The following is a 22,435-nucleotide window of genomic DNA, read 5'->3' as shown; positions in this document are numbered from 1 at the left end:
GATACCAGCGACATGGAGCCGCCAACAGCACCGGCGGCATCATCCACGCTGGGCGCGCTCGCGCGAATGCGGGAAACGACGAACGGGCCGCGGAAAGTCCACGGCCCGTTCGATCGAGAAACGTCTCAGCGGTCGCTGAGCAGTACCTCGGCAATCTGAATGGTGTTGAGCGCAGCGCCCTTTCGCAGGTTGTCGCCGGAGATGAACAGCGCGAGTCCGCGACCGTCCGGCACGCCCGGGTCCTGGCGGATGCGGCCGACGAGCGAATCGTCGACGCCCGCCGCGGCGAGCGGGGTAGGCACGTCGACCAGCTTCACGCCGGGAGCCTTGGCCAGGATCTCCTTGGCGTGCTCGACCGAGAGCGGCTCGGCGAATTCGGCGTTCACCGAGAGCGAGTGGCCGGTGAAGACCGGCACGCGCACGCAGGTGCCGCTCACCGCGAGATCCGGGATGCCGAGGATCTTGCGGCTCTCGTTGCGCAGCTTCTGGTCCTCGTCGGTCTCGCCGGAGCCGTCGTCGACCAGCGAACCGGCCAGCGGAAGCACGTTGAACGCGATCGGCGCGACGTACTTGTTCGGCGCGGGAAAGTCGACGGCGCGGCCGTCGTGGGTCAGCTTCTCGGCGTCATCGATCACCGCGCGGGCCTGGCTCGCCAACTCTTCGACACCGGCCAGCCCGCTGCCGGAGACCGCCTGGTAGCTGGAGACGATCAAGCGGCGCAGACCGGCGATGTCGTGCAGCGGCTTGAGCACCGGCATGGCGGCCATCGTGGTGCAGTTCGGGTTGGCGATGATGCCCTTGACCAGGTTGCGCGCCTGCTCCGGGTTGACCTCGCTGACCACCAGCGGGACCTCGGGATCCTTGCGCCACGCCGAGGAGTTGTCGATCACCGTGACGCCCGCGGCGGCGAAGCGCGGCGCCTGCACGCGGGACATGGTGGCGCCCGCGGAGAACAAGGCGATGTCCAAGCCGGACGGATCGGCGGTCTCGGTATCCTCGACGACGATCTCGCGGCCGCGCCAGGGCAGCGTCTTGCCCGCCGAACGAGCCGAGGCGAAGAACCGCACCTCGTCGGCCGGGAAGTTGCGCTCCTCCAGCAGTTTCCGCATCACGGCGCCGACCTGCCCGGTCGCGCCGACGACTCCTACGCGAACACCCATGACCTATCGCCCCGTTCCCGCGTGGACCACCGCGACCTCGTCGCCGCCCAGGTCGAACGCCCTGTGCAGCACCTTGACCGCCTCGTCCAGCTCGGTGTCCTTGACCAGCACGGAGATCCGGATCTCGGAGGTGGAGATGAGATCGATGTTGACGCCCGCCTCGGCCAGCGCCTCACAGAACTTGGCGGTGACGCCGGGGTGGCTCTTCATGCCCGCGCCGACCAGCGACACCTTGCCGATGTGGTCGTCGTAGAGCACCTGGGAGAAACCGATCTCGGACTGGCGCTTGGTCAGCATCTCGACCGCGCGGGCGCCCTCGGTCTTCGGCAGCGTGAAAGTGATGTCGGTCTTGCCCGTCTCGACCTTCGAGATGTTCTGCAGGACCATGTCGATGTTGATCTCCGCGTCGGCCACGGCGCGGAACACCTTGGCGGCGTAGCCCGGTTCGTCCGGCAGGCCGACCACGGTCACCTTGGCCTCGCTGCGGTCGTGCGCGACGCCAGTGAGGATTGCTTGCTCCAAGGGGATGTCCTCCATCGATCCGTAAACGTAGGTGCCCTGCTTGTCGGTGTAGGACGAGCGCACATGCACGGGCACGTTGTAGCGGCGGGCGTATTCGACGCAGCGCAGCATCAGCACCTTGGCCCCGCAGGCCGCCAGTTCCAGCATCTCCTCGTAGGAGACCTGCTCGAGCCGCTGCGCGTCGGGCACGATCCGCGGGTCGGCGGTGAAGACGCCGTCCACGTCGGTGTAGATCTCGCAGACGTCCGCGCCCAGCGCGGCGGCCAGCGCGACCGCCGTGGTGTCGGAGCCACCGCGGCCGAGCGTGGTGACGTCCCTGCTGTCCTGGCTCACGCCCTGGAAACCGGCGACCAGCACCACGAGGCCCTTGTCCAGTGCGTCGCGGACGCGGCCGGGGGTCACGTCGATGATCTTCGCGTTGCCGTGCGCGCCCGTGGTGATCACGCCCGCCTGCGAGCCGGTGAACGAGCGGGCCTCCGCGCCGAGGGAGTGGATGGCCATGGCGACCAGCGCGTTGGAGATGCGCTCACCCGAGGTGAGCAGCATGTCCATCTCGCGGGCAGGCGGCGACGGCGCCACCTGCTGAGCGAGATCGAGCAGCTCGTCGGTGGTGTCACCCATGGCGGAGCAGACCACCACCACGTCGTGGCCTTGCTTCTTGGTCTCCACGATCCGTTCAGCGACGCGCCGGATCCGCTCGGCGGTCGCTACCGAGGATCCTCCGTACTTCTGAACCACGAGAGCCACGACAGGGTCCTCCAAGATCGACAACAAACTGGTAACAGTCATCCAGGGTACCGGCCGAGGCCAGCGGTTTTGCCGCTACCTACCCGGCTTGTGGAAAAGCACACAGCCGCATCCGATCCCGGTCGCGCCGCGCGGGCCGCCGCGGATGGGGGACGATGGGCGCATGAAGAGCACGCTGCTCGAGGTGAGAACGGGCCACAGTGAAGTGGTACAGGACATCACGCCGCAGTGCGCGACATTCGCGCGAGAAGCGGGCGGTGACGGGCTGCTGCACGTCTTCGTGCCGCACGCCACGGCCGGAATCGCGATCATGGAACTCGGCGCGCGCAGCGACGACGATCTGCTGGCCGCGCTACGTGATCTCCTGCCCGCCGACGACCGGTGGCGGCACGCGCACGGCTCGCGCGGACACGGGCGTTCGCACGTGATGCCCGCCCTCATCCCGCCCTACGCGACCGTTCCGGTACTCGGCGGAAAGCTCGCCCTCGGTACTTGGCAGTCGATCGCGCTGGTCGATCTCAATGTCGACAACCCGGACCGGCAGGTGCGGCTGTCGTTCCTCACCGACGCGAGCTGAACCGGGCCCCTCCGGCCGAGGCGACGAATGTCCGGGCAGACCGCCGCCCGGACAAGCCCAACCCCGGCGTGACGACCCGGCCCGACTCCGCCGGGCCGACGTGTGGCCGCGCGGGCGTGGGCAGCGTCCCGGGGGGGACTCCGCCACAGCGCGTGACACGTAGTACTACAAGCGGAGTGCTTTCAACTGCCGAGCGGTCCGCCGCGGTCACCACGGAGCGGAGCCGGGCACTGATCGAAGCCGCGGCCGACCGCGTGATGAGCTCGGATGACCGTGATCGGATCCCGCGCGCCTTCACGGAGTGGTTGTGACGCGCAGCACTCCGTTCGATAATGGGGCGATGATCGCACATGTAGGAGATCGACTCTGCGTGCACGGACACGTGGTGGGAGAAGTGGATCACCTGGCCGAGATCATCGAGGTCCGCGGGCCGGACGGGACGCCGCCCTACGTGGTGCGCTTCTCCGACGGTCACGAGTCACTGGTGTATCCAGGGCCCGACGCGATCGTCGAGCCCGCCACGTCGGAATGACCGCCGCGCCGGACCGAGCGCTGGGCGGCCTCGCCCGCGCCCGGCCCGGCGCTCACCGACGGGGAACTGCGCCCGCATCGCTCAGGCGCTTCGCTTGGCGCGCCGGGCCAGCGCGAAAGCCAGGATGGCCGCGATCAGCACCTTGCTTGCCGTCTCGATGATCGCGTTGACGTCCACGGCCGGATGCCAGGTCAGCCGACCATCGCGAAGCACGTAAGCGCCGACCGGCTTGGCGCCTACACCGAACGCCACGCCTTCGCCGGAGCCATCCCCGCCGGCGCTGTTCCCGGTACCGCCGCCGCCACCACCGCCACCCCCGACCGAGGCGGCGGGAATGACTATCGCGCCGCCGGATTCGTAGGGGTCGCCGTAAACCCGGCGCACCGTGATCGCGTCGCGCGCCTGCGCCAGCAGTTCGGCGTATTTCATGACATCCTCCCGCCCGTACCGAAGGCGCCGGATACCGCGCCCATTCGGATCCGATCGTAGGCGCGCGAACCTCGGCCGAGCCCGTCGTTCCGGACGGAAGTTGTTCCGGCGGTTGCCCGATCGCCGATCTCGAGCAGATAACGGCACGTTATCCCGGTAACCGAGATGTGGTCTGGCACAGTCAGGTTGACGAACCGGACAAATCACGGAGACAATCGGCCGGACTTGTCCATCCGGGTGTCGGAGGTATGCCATGCGCACCAAAACGGATATCCGATTCTTCGTCGACACCGATCCCGGACAGGTCATGGACGCCCTGACCGACGTCGAAGCGCTTCCGGAATGGTCGTCGTCCTACAGCGACGTCCGGGTCGCGACCCGCGACGCACGACGCAGACCCCGGCGGGTCTTCCTCAAGGCGGAGCTGCTCGGCAGCTCGGATTTGCAAGTGCTGGAATATGATTGGACCGACGACCGGTCCTCCTGGATCGTCGCCGACAGCACCAGGGGCGTGCGGGGCGGCGGTTTTTTCGAGGTGACCGACAGCGTCGACGGCACGCACGTCTGGTACCACGTCGAGCTCTATCTGCCCCTCCCGGTTCCCGGATTTCTGCTCAAACGCACTTTCCGTAAGGCCAACGAGGTGGTCGTGGAGTGCTTCATAGATTTCGCCGAGCGGTTCCCCGAAACGGAGACCTATCAACCCGTATAGCGCGAACGGCTGCGCTCTGCGCGAAATCGGCCGCCGGGCGAAGCAGCGGACCGGCGCGGAATCGGCCGGGGTGCGACGATGAGCGCATGATCGGTTCCAAACGGGTGCGGTTCCAGCCGATGGCCGAAGGCGCGTCGGTGACCCAGCTCGAGTTGTTCTTCGACCTGGTGCTCGTCTTCGCGTTCACCATGGTCACCGGCTTGGTCGCGGAGGAGACCAGCGCGAAGAACATGCTGCGCGGGCTGCTGGTGCTCGCGGTGATGTGGTGGCTGTGGATCGCCTATTCCTGGCTCGGCAACGTGGTCCGCGCCGACGAGGGCATCGCGCGGGTCGCGATGTTCGCCGCGATGGGCGGCGCCTTCCTCGCCGCGCTCACCATCCCGGAGGCGTTCCGAGATCTGGCCGGAGGATGGTTCGGTCCGCTGGTCTTCGCCGTCGCGTACCTGATCGTGCGGTTGGTGCATTTCGGGATGTTCTGGCTGGCCAGTTCCGAGGATGCGCAATTGCGCGGCCAGCTGCTGCGCTGGGCGCTCGGGTCGATCACCCTCGGCACCACATTGCTCGTCGTCGCCGCCATGACCACCGGTCGCGTGCAGATCGCGCTGTGGATCGCCGCGATCGCGGGCGACTACCTCTGGACACTGTTCGCGGGCACCGATTGGCGGTTGAATTCGGCCACCCATTTCGTCGAGCGATACGGGCTGATCATCATCGTCGCGCTCGGTGAATCGATCGTCTCGATCGGTATCGGGGTGGCCGGCCTGCCGATCTCCTGGCCGATCGCGCTCGGCTCGCTGCTCGGTCTCGCCATTTCCGGTCTCCTGTGGTGGGCGTATTTCGACGTCGCGGCCCTGGCGGTGGAGCACGAACTGGTCCACGCCGAGGGCAAGCGGCAGATCAAGATCGCGCAGGCGTCCTACACCTTCTGGCATTTCCCGATGATCGTCGGGATCATCGCGCTGTCACTGGGGCTGAAGAAGGTCTTGTACTACGTCGGGGATTCCGCACACCACACTTTGACGGACGCGCTGTACGGAATTCCGCTCTACGCCCTCTACGGCGGCGTCGTGCTGTATCTGATCGCGCTGGTGGGTTTCAAGCACTACGCCACGCGCACCGTCACGGCGCCGCGCGTGGTCGCCATCGTGGTGCTGCTGGCGCTCATCCCGTTGGCCTGCGCCTTGCCCGCGCTGGCTTCGCTGGCCCTGCTGTGCGGCGTCTTGGTCGCGCTGATCGCTTGGGAGACCGTGCGTTTGGCACAGCCGCGGGACGCCATCAGGCACGCGGTACCTGATTGAGCCGATGCCGCACGCAGTCCTCGTCGGGCGTGGGCCCGTACGCGGACGGCGGCACCCGCACACCGTCGCGAACCGCGTCGCGGATCTGATCGATGTTCTCCCGCAGCACGTCCGCGACGAGTTCGTCGGTGCGCGGATCCTCCAGCACCTGGAACACGATGCGGAACGTGGTGTCGGCGATCAGCCGGATGATCTCGTCGTGGAACGGGATGTAGCGCACCCGTCCCGCCTGCGGGTCCTTCTTGATCAACTCCACGATCATCTCGTCCAGCTCGGCGCGGTTCTCCTCCAGGGCGGCCGCGATGTTGCGGGTGTAGTGGCCGGTGCGCAGCACCTCGGCCACCTCGTCCATCACCGCGATCGTCATCGGACGGCGGATGGTGTCGACGATGGTCGCCACGAACCGGTTCACCACCGCGGCGGTCACCCGGTCACCGAACACCCGGTCGGCCACCCGGGCCAGCCGGACGCCGATCACCACGACCCGCAGCAAACGGAAGCCGCGGAAGAACGGGCTGGTCACCGGGATCATGCCGACGACCTCGTACCAATAGATGAACGGGAAGGTCCACGGCCAGCCCGCGCGGCGCCAGCGCCACAGGAATTCGATCGCGAACACCCCGCACAACGTCCAGTCGACGACCACGACCACGTGGTAGGTGTGCCCGGAGACCGGGAAGAAGGTGATCCAGGCGACCAGCGCCACGGACACGATGGCCAGCGCCAGCATCAGGAAATCGGTCCAGAGCATGGGCGGCTTGCGCGGATAGTCCTGCGGCTCCGGCGCGTCCCGCAGACCGTATCGCTCGACGGAGGAGCTCTCGATACCCGAGCTGGGAGCGGACACTGCGGTTCCCTTCGACGCCGAACGGTGCCGCCGACATTAGTACGCGGAAAGCACGCTCGGCACGGTTGGCGATACCCCCGGAAAGGGCGCCGGGCGAACGCTTCGCCCGGCGCAGGCGAATCTCAGCGACCGGCGCGAACGATCGCCTCGATATTGCGCTCGGCCAGCGCGGCGATGGTCAGCGACGGGTTGACCGTTCCGGTGCTGCCGGGTATCGCGGCGCCGTCCATCACGTAGAGGCCGGGGTGACCGTGCACCCGGCCGTAGCCGTCGGTGGCGCGCCCGAGCACCGCCCCACCGAGTGGATGCGCGGTGAACAGCGCGTTCGCGTCGTAGCCGAGGGCGCTGTACTCGACGAGGGCGTCCGCGCGTTCGGCGATCCGGTGGTCGACCGCGCGGGCCAGCGCGACCGTCTCGTCCCGGTTCTTGACCGACCAGCTCAGCCCGACTCGGTTCGTGGCCCGGTCGTAGCCGAACCGGGTGCGGGTCGAGTCGAGCACCATGCCGAGCGAGGCGAGCGCGCCGGTCTCGAACGGGATGCCGGGGATGTACCAGCTCTCCAGGGTCAGCGGCACGGCGGACTCGTCGAAGATCCGGCTCGCGCTCGGCACGCCTTGGCCCTGACCGGCCAGCGCGCTGGCCCCGCGGGCCAGGACCACGTCACCGTTGGTGCCCCACCCGTCGCCGACGTGCTCGTTCAGGTTCGGTAGCGCGCCGGTGGCCTGCGCACGGACCAGCAGTTCGGAGGTACCGATCGACCCGGCGCCGAGGAAGAGCCGATCACAGGTGAGGGTGCGGGTGGACAACACGTCACCGGTCGGCGACAGCTTCGCCACGGTGACCGCGTAGCGGCCGCCGGATTCCTGCGCGATGGCGTCGACTCGGTGGCCGGGGAAGACTCCGCACCGGCCGGTGCCCTGCGCATATGCCAGGTAGTTCTGATTCAGGTCGAACTTGGCGCCGTTGGAGTTGCCCAGATTGCTCCTGGCCGCCGTCGCGGAAGCCCTTGACGCTCCGGCCAATTCGGCGCGCAGGATGTCCCAGTTGAAAATCGAGTCGTTGGCCTGGGGCTGATAGCCTGCCTTGCGCACCTGGTCGTCCCAGGCGCGGGAGTGCGCGAACGGCGAGGAGTTGTAGATGTCCGCGGGCATCGGGCTCAGCCGCAACATCTGGCGCACGCGCGGGTAGTAGACGCGCTCCATCTCGCCGTAGTCGACGCCGCCACCGAAGACGTGGTCGAAGAAGCGGCGCTCCGGGGCGATCATGGCGCCGCTGAAGATCACCGAACCGCCGCCGACGGCAGCCGCGCGCCAGACGTCGATGCCCGGATACTCGGTGCAGTCCAGCACGCCGCCGAAACTGGCGAAATGCATCGGCACCTTGGTGACGCCGGTGAAGTTGGTGCGGTGCCAGAAGCCGCGACCGTCGGGGAGGTCGTCGCCGGTGAAGATCTCCCGCCACGGGTCGTTCGGCCAGCGCGAACCGCGCTCCAGCACGGTGGTGGCCACCCCGGCCTCGGCCAGGCGCAACGCGGACACCGCTGCGCCGAAGCCCGAGCCGACGACGATCGCGGGCGAGTGCTCCGGCGGGTCGGGAATCGGGGCGAAGATCTCCGGCACCCAAGCGTGGAACAGGGCCTCCCACATCGGATCCGCGGCCGCCGCGCCGGTTCCCGTTATCGATCCCACAGCACCGAGCAGGGCGGCCGTGCCAGCCGCCTTGAACAAGGCACGTCTACGCACCGGTCACCTTCCATCATCAGGCTTAGCGTGCGCAGATTACCGGTATTCCCGATTTGTGAACAGATATCCGTTTTCGCTATCGCTCGAACGGCAGCTCGTCCGCGCGACAGGTCGCTCCCGGGGCGGGCAGTTGCAAGTCGACGAGATAGCGCTCGCGCAGTTTGCGTGTGCACTCGCCGAGCACAGCGTGCCCGTAGCCGCCTTCGACGACGACCAACCGTGCGTTCACCAGTTCCCGCTGCGCGCGCCGCGCGGAGCTGAGCGGGGTGACCGGATCGAATCGGTTGTTCACCAGCACGGCTGGGGTGTCCGATCGCAGGATCCACGGCCCGGCGTATCGCTGGGCATATCCCTCGGGCGGCGACGGCCAAGAGGCGCAGGCCTGGTGCAGCCACAGCCAGAGCGGGCCGTAAGCGGAGCTGACACGCGTCAGATCCTTTGCAAGTGAAGGCCACTGGGCCGAGTCGCGGGGAAAGTTGTTGTCCGCACAGGAGATCGCCGTGAACGAGTCGAGGAAGTCATACGGTTGCGTTGTGGCCGAGAGGATCCGGCCGACCGTGTCGGGATCGCCCGACGGGCCGCGCTCCAGTTCGGCGAGCAGTTGAGCCAGGGCGGGCCAACCCTCGTCCGGGTCGTACAGCAACAGCGCGTGCGACGACAGCGCCTCGGCGTAGGTGACCGTGCGCGCTCGCTCCCCGGCCCCCACCATCAGCGGCGCGTCGCGAAGACGTTGCAGCACAGCGTCATTGCGAGCGCGAAGGTCAGTGGAGCGGCCGGGATCGCCCGCGCCGCCGTCCGGCGCCGCGAAGGCACAGCGCTCCCGCCCCGCGTCCGCGCACAACCGCAGGAATTCATCGAGCACTTCCTCGGTCCCGGCCGCGGTGGTCTCGATGGCGCTGCGCGTGTCGTTGGTGTAGGCGTCCGGGTCGATCATCGACGCCAGGTGCAGGGCGCGCACCCGATCGCCGAACAGCGCGCCGTACACCTGGCCCAGGTAGCTCGCGTAGGAACCGCCTTCATAGGTCAGCTGGGGGTCGCCGACGGCCCGGCGCAGCAGGTCCAGGTCGCGCGCCGCGTCGACGGTGGTCAGGTGCCCGAGCAACGCGCCGCCGTGCGCCGCGCAACCGGCGGCCAGCTCGCGGCTCGCCGCGTCGGCCGCGCGCTCCTGCTCCGGACGCACGGGCGGCAGCGGGGCCCCGGACCAGAACCGCCGCTGCTGCTCGGCGTCCGCGAAACACCGCACCTGCCCGCTGCGGCCGACGCCGCGCTGGTCGAAGGTGACCACGTCGAAGCGGCGCGCGAGTTCGCCGCCTAACAGTTCTCCCTTCGCCGCCCAGCGCAGCCCCGAGCCTCCGGGACCGCCGACGGCGGAGAACAGCGTGCCGATCCGCCGCTGCGGGTCGGTGGCCTGCTGACGCACCACCGCCAGCCCGAGGGTCGGGCCGTCGGGGTGCGCGTAGTCCACCGGAACTTGCGCGGTCGCGCACTGGAACCGGCTCAGCTCCGGCTCCGCGCACCCCGCCCACTCCAGCCGGGGCGTCGGCGCGGCGTCGGCCTGGGCGACCAGGTCCGCGACCGCCGACTCGTGTCGGCTCGGCGGGCCGCCGCAGCCGCTCACCACGGGCAGCAGCGCGGCGAGCGCGGCGACGATGACGATTCTCCAGCTAGGCACGGCATTCATCCTGGGCTCCGTGCCCGGTGGCCGTCGTCACCCTGAGGATTGACATCCGGCTCTAGGACGTCACCAAACGGATCACCGCGATCAGTCCGACCACGACGATGACCGCCCGCAGCAAGGTCGGCGGCATCCGCCTGCCCAACCGCGCGCCGAGTTGCCCGCCGATGATCGAGCCGAGCGCGATCAGCACCACCGCGCGCCAGTCCACGTCCGCCACGACGATGAAGATCAGCGCGGAGACCGCGTTCACGATCAGGGCGAGCACGTTCTTCGCCCCGTTGAGGCGCTGGATGTCGTCGTGCACGAAAACGCCGAGCAACCCGATCAGCAGCACGCCTTGCGCGGCCCCGAAGTACCCGCCGTAGACACCGGCGGCGTAAACCGCGGCGAGCAGGATGGGCCCCCCGTGCTCCGGCACCGGGGCGCCGTCGTTCTCCCGGCGGCGCTTGACCCAGCTCGCCAGCCGTGGCTGCACGACGACCAGCACCAATGCCACCATGATGAGAATGGGCACGATCGCCTTGAACGCTTCGGCGGGCAACACCAGCAGCAGCACCGCACCGGTGATGCCGCCGAGCAGCGAGGCGGTGCCCAACCGCAGCAGCCGATCGCGCTGCCCCGTCAGTTCGCGGCGGTATCCGTGCACGCCACTGATCGAGCCGGGGACCAGACCGATGGTGTTGGACACATTCGCGGTCACCGGCGGCAGGCCGAACGCGAGCAGAACGGGAAAGGTGATCAGCGTGCCGGAGCCGACGATCGTGTTGATGCCGCCCGCCGCGATGCCCGCACCGAAGACGGCCAGTTGCTCCAGCCAGGTCATTGCCAATCCTTCGACGTCCCGTCGGACCTCGGGCCCGTACAAGCGTGGTTCACTGCCGGACCGAACGGTAGCGGGGTCGTCGGATCACCCGACGACGGGACCACCCTTCCCGGCAGTATGTCCGCACGGTAAACTCGCGGACATCATGCAGCGGGCACTTCTTCTCGACCGCCGCGACGGGGTCTGATCGGACCGGCTCCCGTCGCGGGGTTTTGCCGCGCCGGTCGACCAGCCCCCATTGGGAAAAACGACATCCTCGGGAGAACCGCCCATGTCCCCTGCTGACGCATTTGTGTCCGGCGCGCGCACCATCACCGCGCCGAGCAGACCAGCCCCCGCCGACCAGCCCGGCTGGAACAAACAGAAGAACTCCTCGATGCCGACGTTCCGTTACCGGCCCTTCGCCGAGGAGGTCGAGCCGATCACGCTGCCCGACCGCACCTGGCCGGACAAGGTCATCGACCGGGCGCCCGGCTGGTGCGCGGTCGACCTGCGCGACGGCAACCAAGCGTTGATCGACCCGATGAGCCCGGCCCGCAAGCGCCGCATGTTCGACCTGCTGGTGCGGATGGGTTACAAGGAGATCGAGGTCGGCTTCCCCTCGGCCAGCCAGACCGATTTCGACTTCGTCCGCGAGATCATCGAGGACGGCGCGATCCCCGACGACGTCACCATCCAGGTGCTCACCCAGTGCCGCCCGGAGCTGATCGAGCGCACGTTCGAAGCCTGCGCGGGCGCGCAGAACGTCATCGTGCACTTCTACAACTCCACCTCGATCCTGCAGCGCAAGGTGGTCTTCCGCGCCGACCGCGACGCGGTGAAGAAGATCGCCACCGACGCCGCCGCGTTGTGCCTGGAGATCGAGCAGCGCTACCCGGACACCAATTGGCGTTACGAGTACAGCCCGGAGTCCTACACCGGCACGGAGCTGGAGTACGCCAAGGACGTCTGCGACGCGGTCTCGGCGATCATCGCCCCGACGCCGGAGAAGCCGCTGATCATCAACCTGCCCGCCACCGTGGAGATGGCGACTCCGAACGTCTACGCCGACTCGATCGAGTGGATGAGCCGCAACTTGGCCCGCCGCGAGGCGATCGTGCTGTCGCTGCACCCGCACAACGACCGCGGCACCGCCGTGGCCGCCGCCGAGCTGGGCTACCAGGCCGGCGCCGACCGGATCGAGGGCTGCCTGTTCGGCAACGGCGAGCGCACCGGCAACGTGTGCCTGGTCACGCTGGGGATGAACCTGTTCTCCCGCGGCGTCGATCCGCAGATCAACTTCTCCGACATCGATGAGATCCGCCGCACCGTCGAGTACTGCAACCAGTTGCCGGTGCACGAGCGGCACCCGTACGGCGGCGACCTGGTCTACACTGCGTTCTCCGGCAGCCACCAGGACGCCATCAACAAGGGTCTGGACGCGATGAAGACCGCGGCCGACGCCGCCGAGGCGGACGTCGACGACATCGTCTGGGAGGTGCCCTACCTGCCGATCGACCCGAAGGACGTGGGTCGCACCTACGAGGCGGTCATCCGGGTCAACTCGCAGTCCGGCAAGGGCGGCGTCGCCTACATCATGAAGACCGACCACGGGCTGGCGTTGCCGAGGCGGCTGCAGATCGAGTTCTCCCAGGCGATCCAGAAGATCACCGACGGCGAGGGCGGCGAGGTGACGCCCAAGGAGATGTGGGACGTCTTCCACGAGGAGTACCTGAGCCCGATCCGGCCGCTGGAGCGGATGCGCCAGAAGGTCACCGCGTCGGAGACCGACGGCGGGGTCGACTCGATCGTGGCCGTGGTGAAGGTCGACGGCGTCGAGCAGGAGATCACCGGCAAGGGCAACGGACCGCTCGCGGCGTTCGTCGACGCGATCGCCGCCGTCGGTTTCGACGTCGAGGTGCTGGACTACTCCGAGCACGCCATGTCCGCGGGTGACGACGCGCAGGCCGCCGCCTACGTGGAGTGCGCGATCGGCGACAAGGTGGTGTGGGGCGTCGGCATCGCCACCTCGATCACGACCGCGTCGCTGCGCGCGGTGGTGTCGGCGGTGAACCGGGCGCACTGACAGCGCATCTCGGCAAGTACGCGGACGGGCGCCGCGCGGGTTCCACCGCGCGGCGCCCGATCTCGCTGGGACAGACCATTTGTCGCGGGCATTCGGCTCCCCAAGCCCGGCATGCCTACCGCGACACGGGGTAGCGAACCCCGTGCTAGCGTTGGATTCGCACTCCAAGCGCCGAGCTCTCTGCTCGAACTCCCGAGCAGATGGGGGAACCGTGACAACAAACGACCACAATCCGACCTCTCCACCCTGGCTGCAGAGTCATTCCGTGGATACGGCCGAAGTCAGCGACGTGGAGTCATCGGCCAAGGACCCGTCGGCCGAGCCGGCCGGCGGTACGGAAGCGAAGGAAACCGACGCGTCGGCCGGGTCGGCCCAGCCGGACGCCCAACCCGAACAGCCCGAGCCGCACGGCTCGACGGAGCAGACCACGGCCTACCCGCAAGCCGCCCCGCTGGCGCAGGCATGGGCTCCCCCGCAGGCCGGACCGGCCGAGCCCTACGGCTCGTACGCCCCGCCGAACGCGGGCGCGTATCCCCCTCCGTCGCCCTTTCCGGGAGAGCCGTTCACTACCGGCACCTTTCAGCCACCGTCGGGCCATAGCGGTAGCCACCCGATAGCCCCGCCTCCGGACGGACCTCATCCCGGTTACGGGGAGTACCGCCAGGAGATCGGCGGCGACGGCCTGACCCGGCATGTGCCCATGGATTCCGCGCAGCCCGAATCTCCTGCGCCGCAACTCGATCAGCCCAGCGGCCCGATCTACAGCTGGGCGCCGCCGCCTCCGCCGGTGACGCACCAGCCTCCGCCGCCCGCCTATCAACCGCCGCCTCCGCCGCCGCTCGGGCAACCGCAGGGGCCGGGCTGGCAAGGCGGGCCGGGTCCGCACCAGTCGGTACCGCCGTTCCAACCGCAGCATGTGCCGCAGCCCGGCCAGCCGGGACATTCGGTGAACGACCTGAATCTGCTCCGGCGCGCCCGCAGGGCGCCGCGCAGCGGCTGGCGTCGTGCGGTGCACAAGGTGTCCGGCGGCATGATCAATCCGGGCGAGTCGGCGGCCGACATCGTCTACCAGGACCTCGCCGACCGGGTGAACCAGCCGGTGCGCGGTGACTACCGGATCGCGATCCTTTCGCTCAAGGGCGGTGTCGGGAAGACCACCACCACGGTGGGTCTCGGCTCCACCTTCGCTTCGCAGCGCGGCGACCGGGTCATCGCGATCGACGCCAACCCCGACCTGGGCACGCTCGCGCACCGGGTGCCACGGCAGACCCGCTCCACCGTGCGCAACCTGCTCGAGGATCAGCACATCACCAGGTACTCCGACGTGCGGGCGCACACCTCGCAGGCGCCGAGCCGCTTGGAAGTGCTCGCCAGTGAACAGGATCCGGCGGTCTCGGAGGCGTTCAGCGAAGCGGACTACCGCAAGGCGATCAGCATTCTGCAGTCGTTCTACAACATCATCCTGACCGACTGCGGAACCGGCTTGATGCACTCGGCAATGGCGGGCGTGCTGGATATGGCGAGCTCGCTGGTGCTGGTCACCTCGCCCGCCATCGACGGCGCGCGCAGCGCGTCGGCCACGCTGGACTGGCTCGACCACCACGGCTACGGCAAGCTGGTGGAACGAACCGTCGTGGTGGTGAACGCTTCCCGGCGCGGCGCGTCCACCGTCGACCTCGACCAGCTGCGCAAGCTGTTCCTCGATCGCACCCGCGCGGTGCAGGTCGTGCCGTTCGACGATCACCTCGCCGAGGGCGCGGAAATCGATCTGGAACTGGTGAGCAAGCCGACCCGGCGGGCGCTGCTGGAGCTGGCGGCGATGGTCGCCGACGACTTCGGCTACGTCAGCTCGCAGGCCCAGCATCCCTATCGGCACCAGCCACCGCACGGATTCTGATCGTCGCGCGGAATCATGCTCGTGCGGCGGAGCCCGTTCCGTGCGCGGAGTCGGCCGTCGTGAGTGCGGCGGCCGACTCGAACGCCGCGAGCACGGCCGCGATCGCCGGACGGGCCTCGGCCCGGGGCCGGGTGGCCAGTTCGTATATCCGAGCGGCGCGTACGCCGGACAGCCGTAGCACCGCCAGATCAGGGTGGCCGACCGCGTAGCGAGGCATGAGCGCGACACCGTAGCCGACGGCGACCAGCGTCTCGATGACGCGGAAATCGTTGAGACGCTGCGCTATACGTGGCTGCACGCCGGTCACGGTGGCGATCGAGCGCAGTACGTCGTCGACGGGAAAACCGCCCCGCACACTGAGCCAGGTCTCGTCGGCCAGTTCCTCCGGCGCGACGGCCGAACGGCCCGCGAGCCGATGCGTCGGCGCCGCGACCACATCGATCGGCTCGCGCATGAGCACCCGGGTCGCGACGCGCGGGTCGGCGATGGGTGCGGCGCGCTCGTCACGATGGGTCAGCACCACGTCGTAATCGGCGAGCAGTCGCGCCACTTCCGAGGGCGGCACGTCTTCGTCCCGCGCGATCACCTCGACTCCGCTGTCCACCATGCCGGGCAGCACATGCGGCAGCAGCAACGCACCGCCCGAGGGAAACACCGCGACGCGGACCCGTCCGCGCGGCGAGCCGCGATAGTGCGCCATCTCGGCGACCGCGCGATCCATTGCGGCGAGCACTTCGTCGGCGCGCACCACCAGTGCACGACCCGCGTCGGTGAGCCGCACGCGTCTGCCGTCCGGTTCGAGCAGGGCCACGCCCGCCTCCCGCGCGAGCACCTTGAGCTGCTGGGAAACGGCGGAGGGCGTCATGGACAGTGCTGCCGCCACGGCGGACACTGTGCCGCGATCGGCCAGCTCACGCAGCACACGCAGCCTCTCCAGCGCCATGGGCGGACCGGCCGCGACCGGTTCGGAACCGAAATTCATTAAGTGAAGCTACATCATTGATCCATAATTATTCGATTGTTCTGATCTTTAGCAGACCGCACGATGAAGGCGTGACCAACCGCGACCGCCTGCTCGGCCTGACCGTCGTCCTGCTCTGGGGATTGAATTTCCTCGCCATCCGGGTCGGGCTCGACCACTTCCCCCCGTTCTTCTTCGCGGCACTGCGCTTCGCCGTGCTCGCGGTGCCCGCGCTGCTTTTCATCCCGCGCCCTCCGGTGCGGATGCGGTGGATCCTTCTGTACGGCACCGGTTTCGGCATCCTGCAATTCGCGTTCCTGTTCACCGCGATGCGGGTGGGCATGCCGACCGGGCTGGCCTCGCTGGTACTGCAATCCTCGGCGCCGTTCACCGTGCTGCTCGGCACGCTGCTGCTGGGCGAGCGGATCCGCCCGGTGCAGATCGCGGGCATCGCCGTCGCGGTGGCGGGCATGGCGGTGATCGGCTGGGACCGGCTCGCCCACGCCACCCTGCTTCCGGTGCTGCTGACCTTGGCGGGCGGGTTGGGCTGGGCATTCGGCAATATCGGCGCACGACTGGCCGGTACCGAGACCCCCGGCGTCAACCCGCTGCACCTGATGCTGTGGACCACCGCCATCCCGCCGCTGCCGCTGTTCGCGCTGTCGGCGTTCGCCGAGGGGCCGACCACGGGAGCGCGGGCTCTGGCCGAAGCGTTCACACCGGCGGGCCTGCCCGCTCTGCTGGCGCTCGCCTACATCGCCGTCCTCGCCACTGTGGTCGGCACGGGGTTGTGGACCTATCTGCTCGGTCGCTATCCGGCCGGCCTGGTCGCGCCGTTCTCCCTGCTCGTTCCCATCGTCGGCATCGCCGCGGCGTGGACTTTCCTGGGCGAAACTCCGACCACGTTGTCGCTGATCGGCGGGGTGGTGGTGCTGGCGGGAGCGTTCGCCGCCACGTCGGGCAGGCCACGCGCGACTACGGTGAACGCCCGCATCGAGCCATCGGGAACACCCGCGATGGCAGGTACCGGTCGCCCGGCCTAGCGGCCGTACCCACGTTCGATGTGCACTCCGTCACGACATTCGCATTCCGCACCGGCCGCTGGACGGGGTCGGTGCGAATCGATCGGCTTGCCGCTTTACAGTAGTGCCCGGCGTGGAAGTTGGTCCCTAGGCTAGGCAGCAGAGCGGCGCATGGCAGACAATCAGTGGACCGTATCGCGAAGAGCACTGCTTCGTAACACGGTCGCGGCGGGGGTGGCTACGGCGGGGGCACTGGCGGCGGGTGCGCTGAAACCCACGCCTGCCGCAGCGAATCCCGGCGGCAAAAGGGTCGCGGTACTCGGCGGCGGTGTCGCGGGCCTGACCGCGGCACACGAGCTGGCGGAACGCGGATTCCAGGTCACCATCTACGAGAAACGGGCGTGGGGCGGCAAAGCCCGCAGCGTCGGCGTGCCCGGCACCGGAACGGGTGGACGGCCGGATCTGCCCGGCGAACACGGCTTCCGTTTCTTCCCCGGCTTCTATCAGCACGTGCCGGACACGATGCGCCGAATCCCGTTCCCCGGCAACGCGAACGGCGTGTGGGACAACCTGGTCGCGGTGCCGGAAGCACGATTCGCCCGGCACGGCGGCGACGACTTCCGCGTCCCGCTCGGTCCGCGCGCCCGTGCCGAATTCTCCCCGGACAGTTTCCGCGAAACGCTCGGCGCGGCGCTGTCGACCGCACTCAAGATGCCTTCCAACGAGGGCGTCTACTTCGCCGAACGCCTGCTGGTCTTCAACACCAGCTGCGACGCCCGCCGCCTCGGCCAATGGGAGCGCACCTCCTGGCACGATTTCGTCGGCGGCCACGCGCGCTCGCACGAGTTCCGCGCGCTGCTGTCGCGCACGCTGACCAGCATCATGGTCGCCGCGAAAGAGAACATCGCGAGCGTGCGGACCATCGGAACCATGGGCGAGCAGTTCCTCGGCAATCCCTTGGGGATCGGCAACGACGGCAGCCTGGACCGGGTACTGAACGGTCCGACCAACGCGGTCTGGATCGAGCCGTGGACGCGGCGGATCCGCGAACTCGGAGCGGATTTCGTGCTCGGCGCCGAGGTGCGCGAGCTGGAGGTGCGCGACCGCAGGATCGTCGCGGCCCGGGTCGTGGACGAGACCGGCGCGCAACGCACGGTCGAGGCCGACTACTTCGTCGTCGCGTTGCCCGCCGAACGGGCGCGCACGCTGTGGTCGCCGCAAGTACTCGAGGTCCGGCCCGATTTGGCCGGGATGGACAACCTGTTCACCGACTGGATGAACGGCATCCAGTTCTATCTGCGCCGACCGGCCGACATCTCGCGCGGTCACACCGCCTACATCGACGCGCCGTGGTCGCTCACCTCGATCAGCCAGAACCAGCTGTGGCGCCGCAAGCTGACCGAGTTCGGCGACGGCGGCGTGCAGGACTGCCTTTCGGTGGACATCTCCGACTGGAACACCCCTGGCATCGTATTCGGCAAACCCGCCAAGGAGTGCACCCACGAGGAGATCGCTCGAGAGGCGTGGGCCCAGATCAAGGCCCATCTGGACGATCGCGGCGAGGTGCTGCGCGACGCCGACCTGCACTCCTGGTTCCTCGATCCCGGCATCACCTGGCAGGAGGGCGAGCGGCGCAACGCCAACGCCGACCCGCTGCTCATCAACACCGCCGGGTCGTGGGAGTACCGTCCGCAACCGCACGGCGCACTGGAAAACCTCTTCCTGGCAGGCGATTACGTGCGCACCAACGTCGACCTGGCCACCATGGAGGGCGCCAACGAGTCCGCGCGCGCCGCGGTGAACGCCCTGCTGGACGTGGCCGGTTCGAACGCGGAGCGCTGCCGGATGTACACCCTCTACCGCGCCACCGAACTGGAACCGCTGCGCCGCGTCGACGCCGACCGCTACGCGGCCGGACAGCCGAACATGTTCGACGTCCCCGTCTGAGCGGATGTGATCGATCTCCCTTCGCCGGAGCCGAATTCGATCGCCATCCCCCAGGCCGCGGTGCTTGAATCGAACTATGCGTGAGAGCACCGCCTCCGACGAGATCACCGACCCGGCGGACCTGCGGGCATTGCTCGGCGAGGTGGCGCCGCGCGCGGCCACCAAGGAGCGCCCCGTCCTGCATGCCAGGGACCGGGAGTGGATCGCGCTCTCTCCGTTCCTGGTGATGAGTACGAGCGACGCGGACGGCAACTGCGACGCCTCGCCGAAAGGCGATCCGGCGGGGTTCGTGCGGGTGCTCGACGACACCACCCTCGCCATCCCGGAGCGCCCCGGTAACCGCCGCGCCGACGGCTACCTCAACATCCTGGCCAACCCGCACGTCGGCCTGCTGTTCGTGATCCCGGGACGCCGCGAGACGCTGCGGATCAACGGCCGCGCCCGGTTGGTGCGCGACGCGCCGTACTTCGACGACATGGTGGTGCGCGGGCACCGCCCGATCCTCGCTGTCGAGGTGGAGATCGACCAGATCTTCTTCCACTGCGCCAAGGCGTTCATGCGCAGCCATCTCTGGGAGCCGGAGCAGTGGCCGGAGGACACCCTGCCGAGTCCCGCCTGCCTGGTCAAAGAGGTGCAGACGAACGTCGCGGAGACGGTGGAGGAGCTGGAGCGCTACTACTCGCCGGAGAACTACGCGGCCAAGCTCTACCGCGACTGACCCGCGTGGCCCACGCCACCCGACCGCGGCGCGCCCGGATCGCGCGTCGAACATAGACTCGCGACGTGGCAGAACTATCGGTGCGCGGACGGCTCGCGCTGGCGGCGGCGGCCGCGGCGTCCTGGGCCTCGCAGAAGGCGGGTCGTGGTAAAGGGTCGATGATCGGCGGACTGATCGCGTTGAAGATCGATCCGACCGTCATGGACCAGCTCGGGCAGCGGCGGCGCACCGTGCTGGTGACCGGCACGAACGGCAAGTCGACCACCACGCGGATGACCACCGCCGCGCTCAGCACCCTCGGCGCGGTCGCGACCCAGGCCGACGGCGCGAACATGGACGCGGGCATCGTCGCCGCGCTGAACGCGCACCGGCGCGCGCCGCTGGCCGCCATCGAGGTCGACGAACTGCACCTGCCGCACGTCACCGATTCGCTGAATCCCTCGGCGGTGGTGCTGCTGAACCTCAGCCGCGACCAGCTCGACCGGGTCGGCGAGATCAACATGATCGAGCGCAAGCTGCGCGCGGGCCTGGCGAAGCACCCGGCCACCGTGGTGGTCGCCAACTGCGACGACGTGCTGGTCACCTCCATCGCCTACGACCATCCCAACGTGGTGTGGGTCGCCGCGGGCAGCGGCTGGGCGATGGACGCGACCAGCTGCCCGCGCAGCGGCGAGCCGATCGTCTGGGAGGGCGCGCACTGGCGCAGTACCGGAGCGGAGTTCCAGCGTCCCGAACCGGACTGGTGGCTCGACGGGGACGATCTGGTCGGGCGGGAGGGCAAGCGTTTCCCGCTGCGGCTCGCACTGCCGGGCCGGGCCAACCGCGGCAACGCCGCACAGGCGGTGGCCGCCGCCGTCGCGCTGGGCGCCGACCCGGAGCAGGCCGTCGCGGCCGCGGGCACGGTCCGCGAGATCGCGGGCCGCTACCGCACCGTGCAGGTCGGCGAGCACGACGCGCGTCTGCTGCTGGCCAAGAACCCGGCCGGGTGGCAGGAGGCGCTGTCGATGATCGAGCCGACCTCGGCGGGCCTGGTGATCGCGGTGAACGGCCAGGTGCCCGACGGCGAGGACCTGTCCTGGCTGTGGGACGTGCGCTTCGAGCACTTCGAAGGCGTGCAGGTGGTGGCGGCGGGCGAACGCGCCACCGACCTGGCGGTGCGACTGACCTACGCGGGCGTGGAGCACACCCTGGTGCCCGATCCGGTCCGCGCCATCGCGTCGTGCCCCGCGGGCCATGTGGAAGTGCTGGCCAACTACACCGCCTTCCGTGATCTCAACCGTGACCTCGAGGAGCGGGCTTCATGACCGAGTCGACCTTCCGCATCGGCCTGGTGCTGCCGGACGTGATGGGCACCTACGGCGACGGCGGCAACGCGCTCGTGCTGCGGCAACGACTGCGCATGCGCGGCTACGACGCCGAGATCGTCGAGATCACGCTGTCGGAGCCGGTGCCCGATTCCCTGGACGTCTACACCCTGGGCGGCGCGGAGGATTCCGCCCAGCGTCTGGCCACCCGGCACCTGCAGCGCTACCCCGGCTTGCAGCGCGCCGCCGGGCGAGGCGCTCCGGTGCTGTCGATCTGCGCGGCCATCCAAGTCCTCGGCCAGTGGTACGAGACCTCGGCGGGCGAGCGAGTCGACGGCGTCGGCCTGCTCGACGTCACCACCTCGCCGCAGCACAAACGCGCCATCGGCGAGGTGACCACCGCTCCACTGCTCGACGGGCTCACCGCACCACTCACCGGCTTCGAGAATCACCGGGGCGGAACGAAACTCGGCGGCGACGCGCAGGGGCTGGCCCGTGTCACCCGCGGCGTCGGCAACGGCGTCGGCGACGGGCTGGAGGGCGTCGTCCAGGGTTCGGTGATCGGCACCTACATGCACGGCCCGGCGCTGGCTCGTAACCCCGAACTCGCCGACCTGCTGCTGATGCGCGCCCTCGGCGTCACCGAACTGGCGCCCCTCGACCTGCCCGAGGTCGACCAGCTCCGCCGGGAGCGCCTGCGCGCCTGAGCCTGTTCCCGCCGGTCAGGTCGCCGGAGTAGCTGAATTCGCGGCAATCCGGACCGAAGCGATGAGTTCGGGCGTGTTCGCCGGTACGTACCGGTGCACAGCCACACCATCGAAAGGAATCCGGTCATGAGCGTCATCGTCTGCGAGTTCGTCACCCTCGACGGCAGGGTGTCCGACCCCGACGGCCGCGGCGGCACCGCGACCGGCGGGTGGGCCTTCCGCTACGGTTCCGAGACCGTCGGCGGTGACAAGTTCCGCCTGGCGCATGCCCTCGATGAGGGCGTGCTGCTGCTGGGCCGCCGCACCTGGGAATTGTTCGCCACCATCTGGCCCGGCCGCGACGATCCCTTCGCCACGCGCATGAACAAGGCCGCGAAACTGGTTGTCTCGCATACGCTGGCGGACACGTCGAGCTGGACGAATTCCACGCTTGTCGAAGGCGACCTCCATACGGCGGTGGAGAACGCACCCGGCGACGTCATCGTCACCGGCAGCCTGAGCATCGTTCGCGCATTGCGGGAAAAGGATCTGATCGACGAGTACCGACTGCTGATCTTCCCCACGGTCCTCGGTAGCGGTGACCGTTTGTTCGCCGATGGCGCGCCGCCCGCGGACCTCGAGTTGCTGTCGGTCGACACGGTCGGCGCGGCCGTGCTGACCCGTTACGTCCGAGCCGGGCGCTGACGACCAACGTCCGGCCGGATCGCGGACGGCGTCAACCGGACGGTCCGACCATCCGTCACACCG

General features: G+C 69.0%; 20 protein-coding genes. 12 read left to right on the top strand and 8 right to left on the bottom strand.

The features are described from left to right. Positions 1-125: 125 nt before the first annotated feature. Complete coding sequence (locus ACFV2O_RS04205; RefSeq protein WP_379250047.1) at positions 126-1,160, bottom strand: aspartate-semialdehyde dehydrogenase; 1,035 nt, start codon at positions 1,158-1,160, stop codon at positions 126-128. Positions 1,161-1,163: 3 nt separating this feature from the next. Then, complete coding sequence (locus tag ACFV2O_RS04200; protein WP_379250045.1) at positions 1,164-2,429, bottom strand: aspartate kinase; 1,266 nt, start codon at positions 2,427-2,429, stop codon at positions 1,164-1,166. 163 nt (positions 2,430-2,592) lie between these two features. Between ACFV2O_RS04200 and ACFV2O_RS04195 the strand changes: the two genes are divergently transcribed. Together ACFV2O_RS04195 and ACFV2O_RS04190 are read left to right on the top strand one after the other, a co-directional pair. Then, on the top strand, positions 2,593-3,006 hold the full coding sequence (locus ACFV2O_RS04195; protein ID WP_355078703.1) for a secondary thiamine-phosphate synthase enzyme YjbQ: 414 nt from the start codon (positions 2,593-2,595) through the stop codon (positions 3,004-3,006). 340 nt (positions 3,007-3,346) lie between these two features. After that, positions 3,347-3,538: a DUF1918 domain-containing protein gene (locus ACFV2O_RS04190; RefSeq protein WP_039794508.1), complete on the top strand. Its 192-nt coding sequence runs from the start codon at positions 3,347-3,349 to the stop codon at positions 3,536-3,538. A gap of 81 nt (positions 3,539-3,619) precedes the next feature. On the opposite strand, the gene ACFV2O_RS04185 is transcribed toward ACFV2O_RS04190, so the two are convergent. Beyond that, positions 3,620-3,967 (bottom strand): sporulation protein, encoded by a 348-nt coding sequence (locus tag ACFV2O_RS04185; RefSeq protein WP_379250042.1) that lies wholly within the window; start codon positions 3,965-3,967, stop codon positions 3,620-3,622. A gap of 253 nt (positions 3,968-4,220) precedes the next feature. Between ACFV2O_RS04185 and ACFV2O_RS04180 the strand changes: the two genes are divergently transcribed. Both ACFV2O_RS04180 and ACFV2O_RS04175 read left to right on the top strand, forming a co-directional pair. Beyond that, complete coding sequence (locus ACFV2O_RS04180) at positions 4,221-4,679, top strand: SRPBCC family protein (RefSeq protein ID WP_355078705.1); 459 nt, start codon at positions 4,221-4,223, stop codon at positions 4,677-4,679. A gap of 86 nt (positions 4,680-4,765) precedes the next feature. After that, entirely contained in the window at positions 4,766-5,977 is a 1,212-nt protein-coding gene (locus ACFV2O_RS04175) for a low temperature requirement protein A (RefSeq protein ID WP_379250040.1), read from the top strand. Here the strand turns inward: ACFV2O_RS04175 and ACFV2O_RS04170 are convergent. The 4 genes from ACFV2O_RS04170 to ACFV2O_RS04155 form a co-directional block, all read right to left on the bottom strand. Next, the gene (locus tag ACFV2O_RS04170) at positions 5,955-6,824 is read right to left on the bottom strand and encodes an ion transporter (protein WP_355078707.1); all 870 of its coding nucleotides are present in this window, start codon (positions 6,822-6,824) and stop codon (positions 5,955-5,957) included. The genes ACFV2O_RS04175 and ACFV2O_RS04170 overlap by 23 nt on opposite strands. 122 nt (positions 6,825-6,946) lie before the next feature. Then, a complete protein-coding gene (locus ACFV2O_RS04165; protein ID WP_379250038.1) occupies positions 6,947-8,566 on the bottom strand; it encodes a GMC oxidoreductase in 1,620 nt (539 codons plus the stop codon). Positions 8,567-8,642: 76 nt separating this feature from the next. Further along, complete coding sequence (locus ACFV2O_RS04160) at positions 8,643-10,247, bottom strand: alpha/beta hydrolase (protein WP_379250036.1); 1,605 nt, start codon at positions 10,245-10,247, stop codon at positions 8,643-8,645. Between the two features lie 52 nt (positions 10,248-10,299). Next, a complete protein-coding gene (locus ACFV2O_RS04155; RefSeq protein ID WP_379250034.1) occupies positions 10,300-11,067 on the bottom strand; it encodes a sulfite exporter TauE/SafE family protein in 768 nt (255 codons plus the stop codon). Between the two features lie 271 nt (positions 11,068-11,338). On the opposite strand from ACFV2O_RS04155, the gene leuA reads away from it, so the two are divergent. Together leuA and ACFV2O_RS04145 are read left to right on the top strand one after the other, a co-directional pair. Continuing rightward, positions 11,339-13,132: a 2-isopropylmalate synthase gene (leuA, locus tag ACFV2O_RS04150; RefSeq protein ID WP_379250032.1), complete on the top strand. Its 1,794-nt coding sequence runs from the start codon at positions 11,339-11,341 to the stop codon at positions 13,130-13,132. 265 nt (positions 13,133-13,397) lie between these two features. Further along, positions 13,398-15,029 (top strand): AAA family ATPase, encoded by a 1,632-nt coding sequence (locus ACFV2O_RS04145; RefSeq protein WP_379250030.1) that lies wholly within the window; start codon positions 13,398-13,400, stop codon positions 15,027-15,029. A 13-nt stretch (positions 15,030-15,042) separates the two neighbouring features. On the opposite strand, the gene ACFV2O_RS04140 is transcribed toward ACFV2O_RS04145, so the two are convergent. Continuing rightward, positions 15,043-15,972, bottom strand: a complete 930-nt coding sequence (locus ACFV2O_RS04140) for a LysR family transcriptional regulator (protein WP_379250149.1) — start codon at positions 15,970-15,972, stop codon at positions 15,043-15,045. A gap of 110 nt (positions 15,973-16,082) precedes the next feature. Here ACFV2O_RS04140 and ACFV2O_RS04135 point away from each other — a divergent pair, with 110 nt between their 5' ends. The 6 genes from ACFV2O_RS04135 to ACFV2O_RS04110 all read left to right on the top strand — a co-directional run bounded on the left by ACFV2O_RS04135 (position 16,083) and on the right by ACFV2O_RS04110 (position 22,372). Next, positions 16,083-17,033 (top strand): EamA family transporter, encoded by a 951-nt coding sequence (locus ACFV2O_RS04135; protein WP_379250028.1) that lies wholly within the window; start codon positions 16,083-16,085, stop codon positions 17,031-17,033. A 150-nt stretch (positions 17,034-17,183) separates the two neighbouring features. Continuing rightward, positions 17,184-18,959, top strand: coding sequence for an FAD-dependent oxidoreductase (locus ACFV2O_RS04130; RefSeq protein WP_379250026.1), 1,776 nt, complete (start codon positions 17,184-17,186; stop codon positions 18,957-18,959). 76 nt (positions 18,960-19,035) lie between these two features. After that, on the top strand, positions 19,036-19,677 hold the full coding sequence (locus ACFV2O_RS04125) for a pyridoxamine 5'-phosphate oxidase family protein (RefSeq protein WP_355078716.1): 642 nt from the start codon (positions 19,036-19,038) through the stop codon (positions 19,675-19,677). A gap of 65 nt (positions 19,678-19,742) precedes the next feature. Then, positions 19,743-20,981, top strand: a complete 1,239-nt coding sequence (locus ACFV2O_RS04120) for a MurT ligase domain-containing protein (RefSeq protein ID WP_379250024.1) — start codon at positions 19,743-19,745, stop codon at positions 20,979-20,981. Next, the gene (locus ACFV2O_RS04115) at positions 20,978-21,688 is read left to right on the top strand and encodes a type 1 glutamine amidotransferase (protein ID WP_379250022.1); all 711 of its coding nucleotides are present in this window, start codon (positions 20,978-20,980) and stop codon (positions 21,686-21,688) included. The genes ACFV2O_RS04120 and ACFV2O_RS04115 overlap by 4 nt, the downstream gene beginning before the upstream one ends. A gap of 126 nt (positions 21,689-21,814) precedes the next feature. Beyond that, complete coding sequence (locus ACFV2O_RS04110; RefSeq protein ID WP_379250020.1) at positions 21,815-22,372, top strand: dihydrofolate reductase family protein; 558 nt, start codon at positions 21,815-21,817, stop codon at positions 22,370-22,372. Positions 22,373-22,435: the final 63 nt, after the last annotated feature.

This window comes from Nocardia sp. NPDC059691, from assembly GCF_042733915.1.
In the GTDB taxonomy this organism is placed as follows: domain Bacteria; phylum Actinomycetota; class Actinomycetes; order Mycobacteriales; family Mycobacteriaceae; genus Nocardia; species Nocardia sichangensis.
This window is presented reverse-complemented; position numbering and strand designations above follow the sequence as displayed.

Coding starts and splice junctions, on each gene's coding strand:
- ACFV2O_RS04110 (WP_379250020.1), top strand. CDS start 21,815: ATGAGCGTCATCGTCTGCGAGTTCGTCACCCTCGACGGCAGGGTGTCC.
- ACFV2O_RS04115 (WP_379250022.1), top strand. CDS start 20,978: ATGACCGAGTCGACCTTCCGCATCGGCCTGGTGCTGCCGGACGTGATG.
- ACFV2O_RS04130 (WP_379250026.1), top strand. CDS start 17,184: ATGGCAGACAATCAGTGGACCGTATCGCGAAGAGCACTGCTTCGTAAC.
- ACFV2O_RS04195 (WP_355078703.1), top strand. CDS start 2,593: ATGAAGAGCACGCTGCTCGAGGTGAGAACGGGCCACAGTGAAGTGGTA.
- ACFV2O_RS04160 (WP_379250036.1), bottom strand. CDS start 10,247: ATGAATGCCGTGCCTAGCTGGAGAATCGTCATCGTCGCCGCGCTCGCC.
- ACFV2O_RS04190 (WP_039794508.1), top strand. CDS start 3,347: ATGATCGCACATGTAGGAGATCGACTCTGCGTGCACGGACACGTGGTG.
- ACFV2O_RS04205 (WP_379250047.1), bottom strand. CDS start 1,160: ATGGGTGTTCGCGTAGGAGTCGTCGGCGCGACCGGGCAGGTCGGCGCC.
- ACFV2O_RS04180 (WP_355078705.1), top strand. CDS start 4,221: ATGCGCACCAAAACGGATATCCGATTCTTCGTCGACACCGATCCCGGA.
- ACFV2O_RS04175 (WP_379250040.1), top strand. CDS start 4,766: ATGATCGGTTCCAAACGGGTGCGGTTCCAGCCGATGGCCGAAGGCGCG.
- ACFV2O_RS04125 (WP_355078716.1), top strand. CDS start 19,036: ATGCGTGAGAGCACCGCCTCCGACGAGATCACCGACCCGGCGGACCTG.
- ACFV2O_RS04185 (WP_379250042.1), bottom strand. CDS start 3,967: ATGAAATACGCCGAACTGCTGGCGCAGGCGCGCGACGCGATCACGGTG.
- ACFV2O_RS04140 (WP_379250149.1), bottom strand. CDS start 15,972: ATGGCGCTGGAGAGGCTGCGTGTGCTGCGTGAGCTGGCCGATCGCGGC.
- ACFV2O_RS04155 (WP_379250034.1), bottom strand. CDS start 11,067: ATGACCTGGCTGGAGCAACTGGCCGTCTTCGGTGCGGGCATCGCGGCG.
- leuA (WP_379250032.1), top strand. CDS start 11,339: ATGTCCCCTGCTGACGCATTTGTGTCCGGCGCGCGCACCATCACCGCG.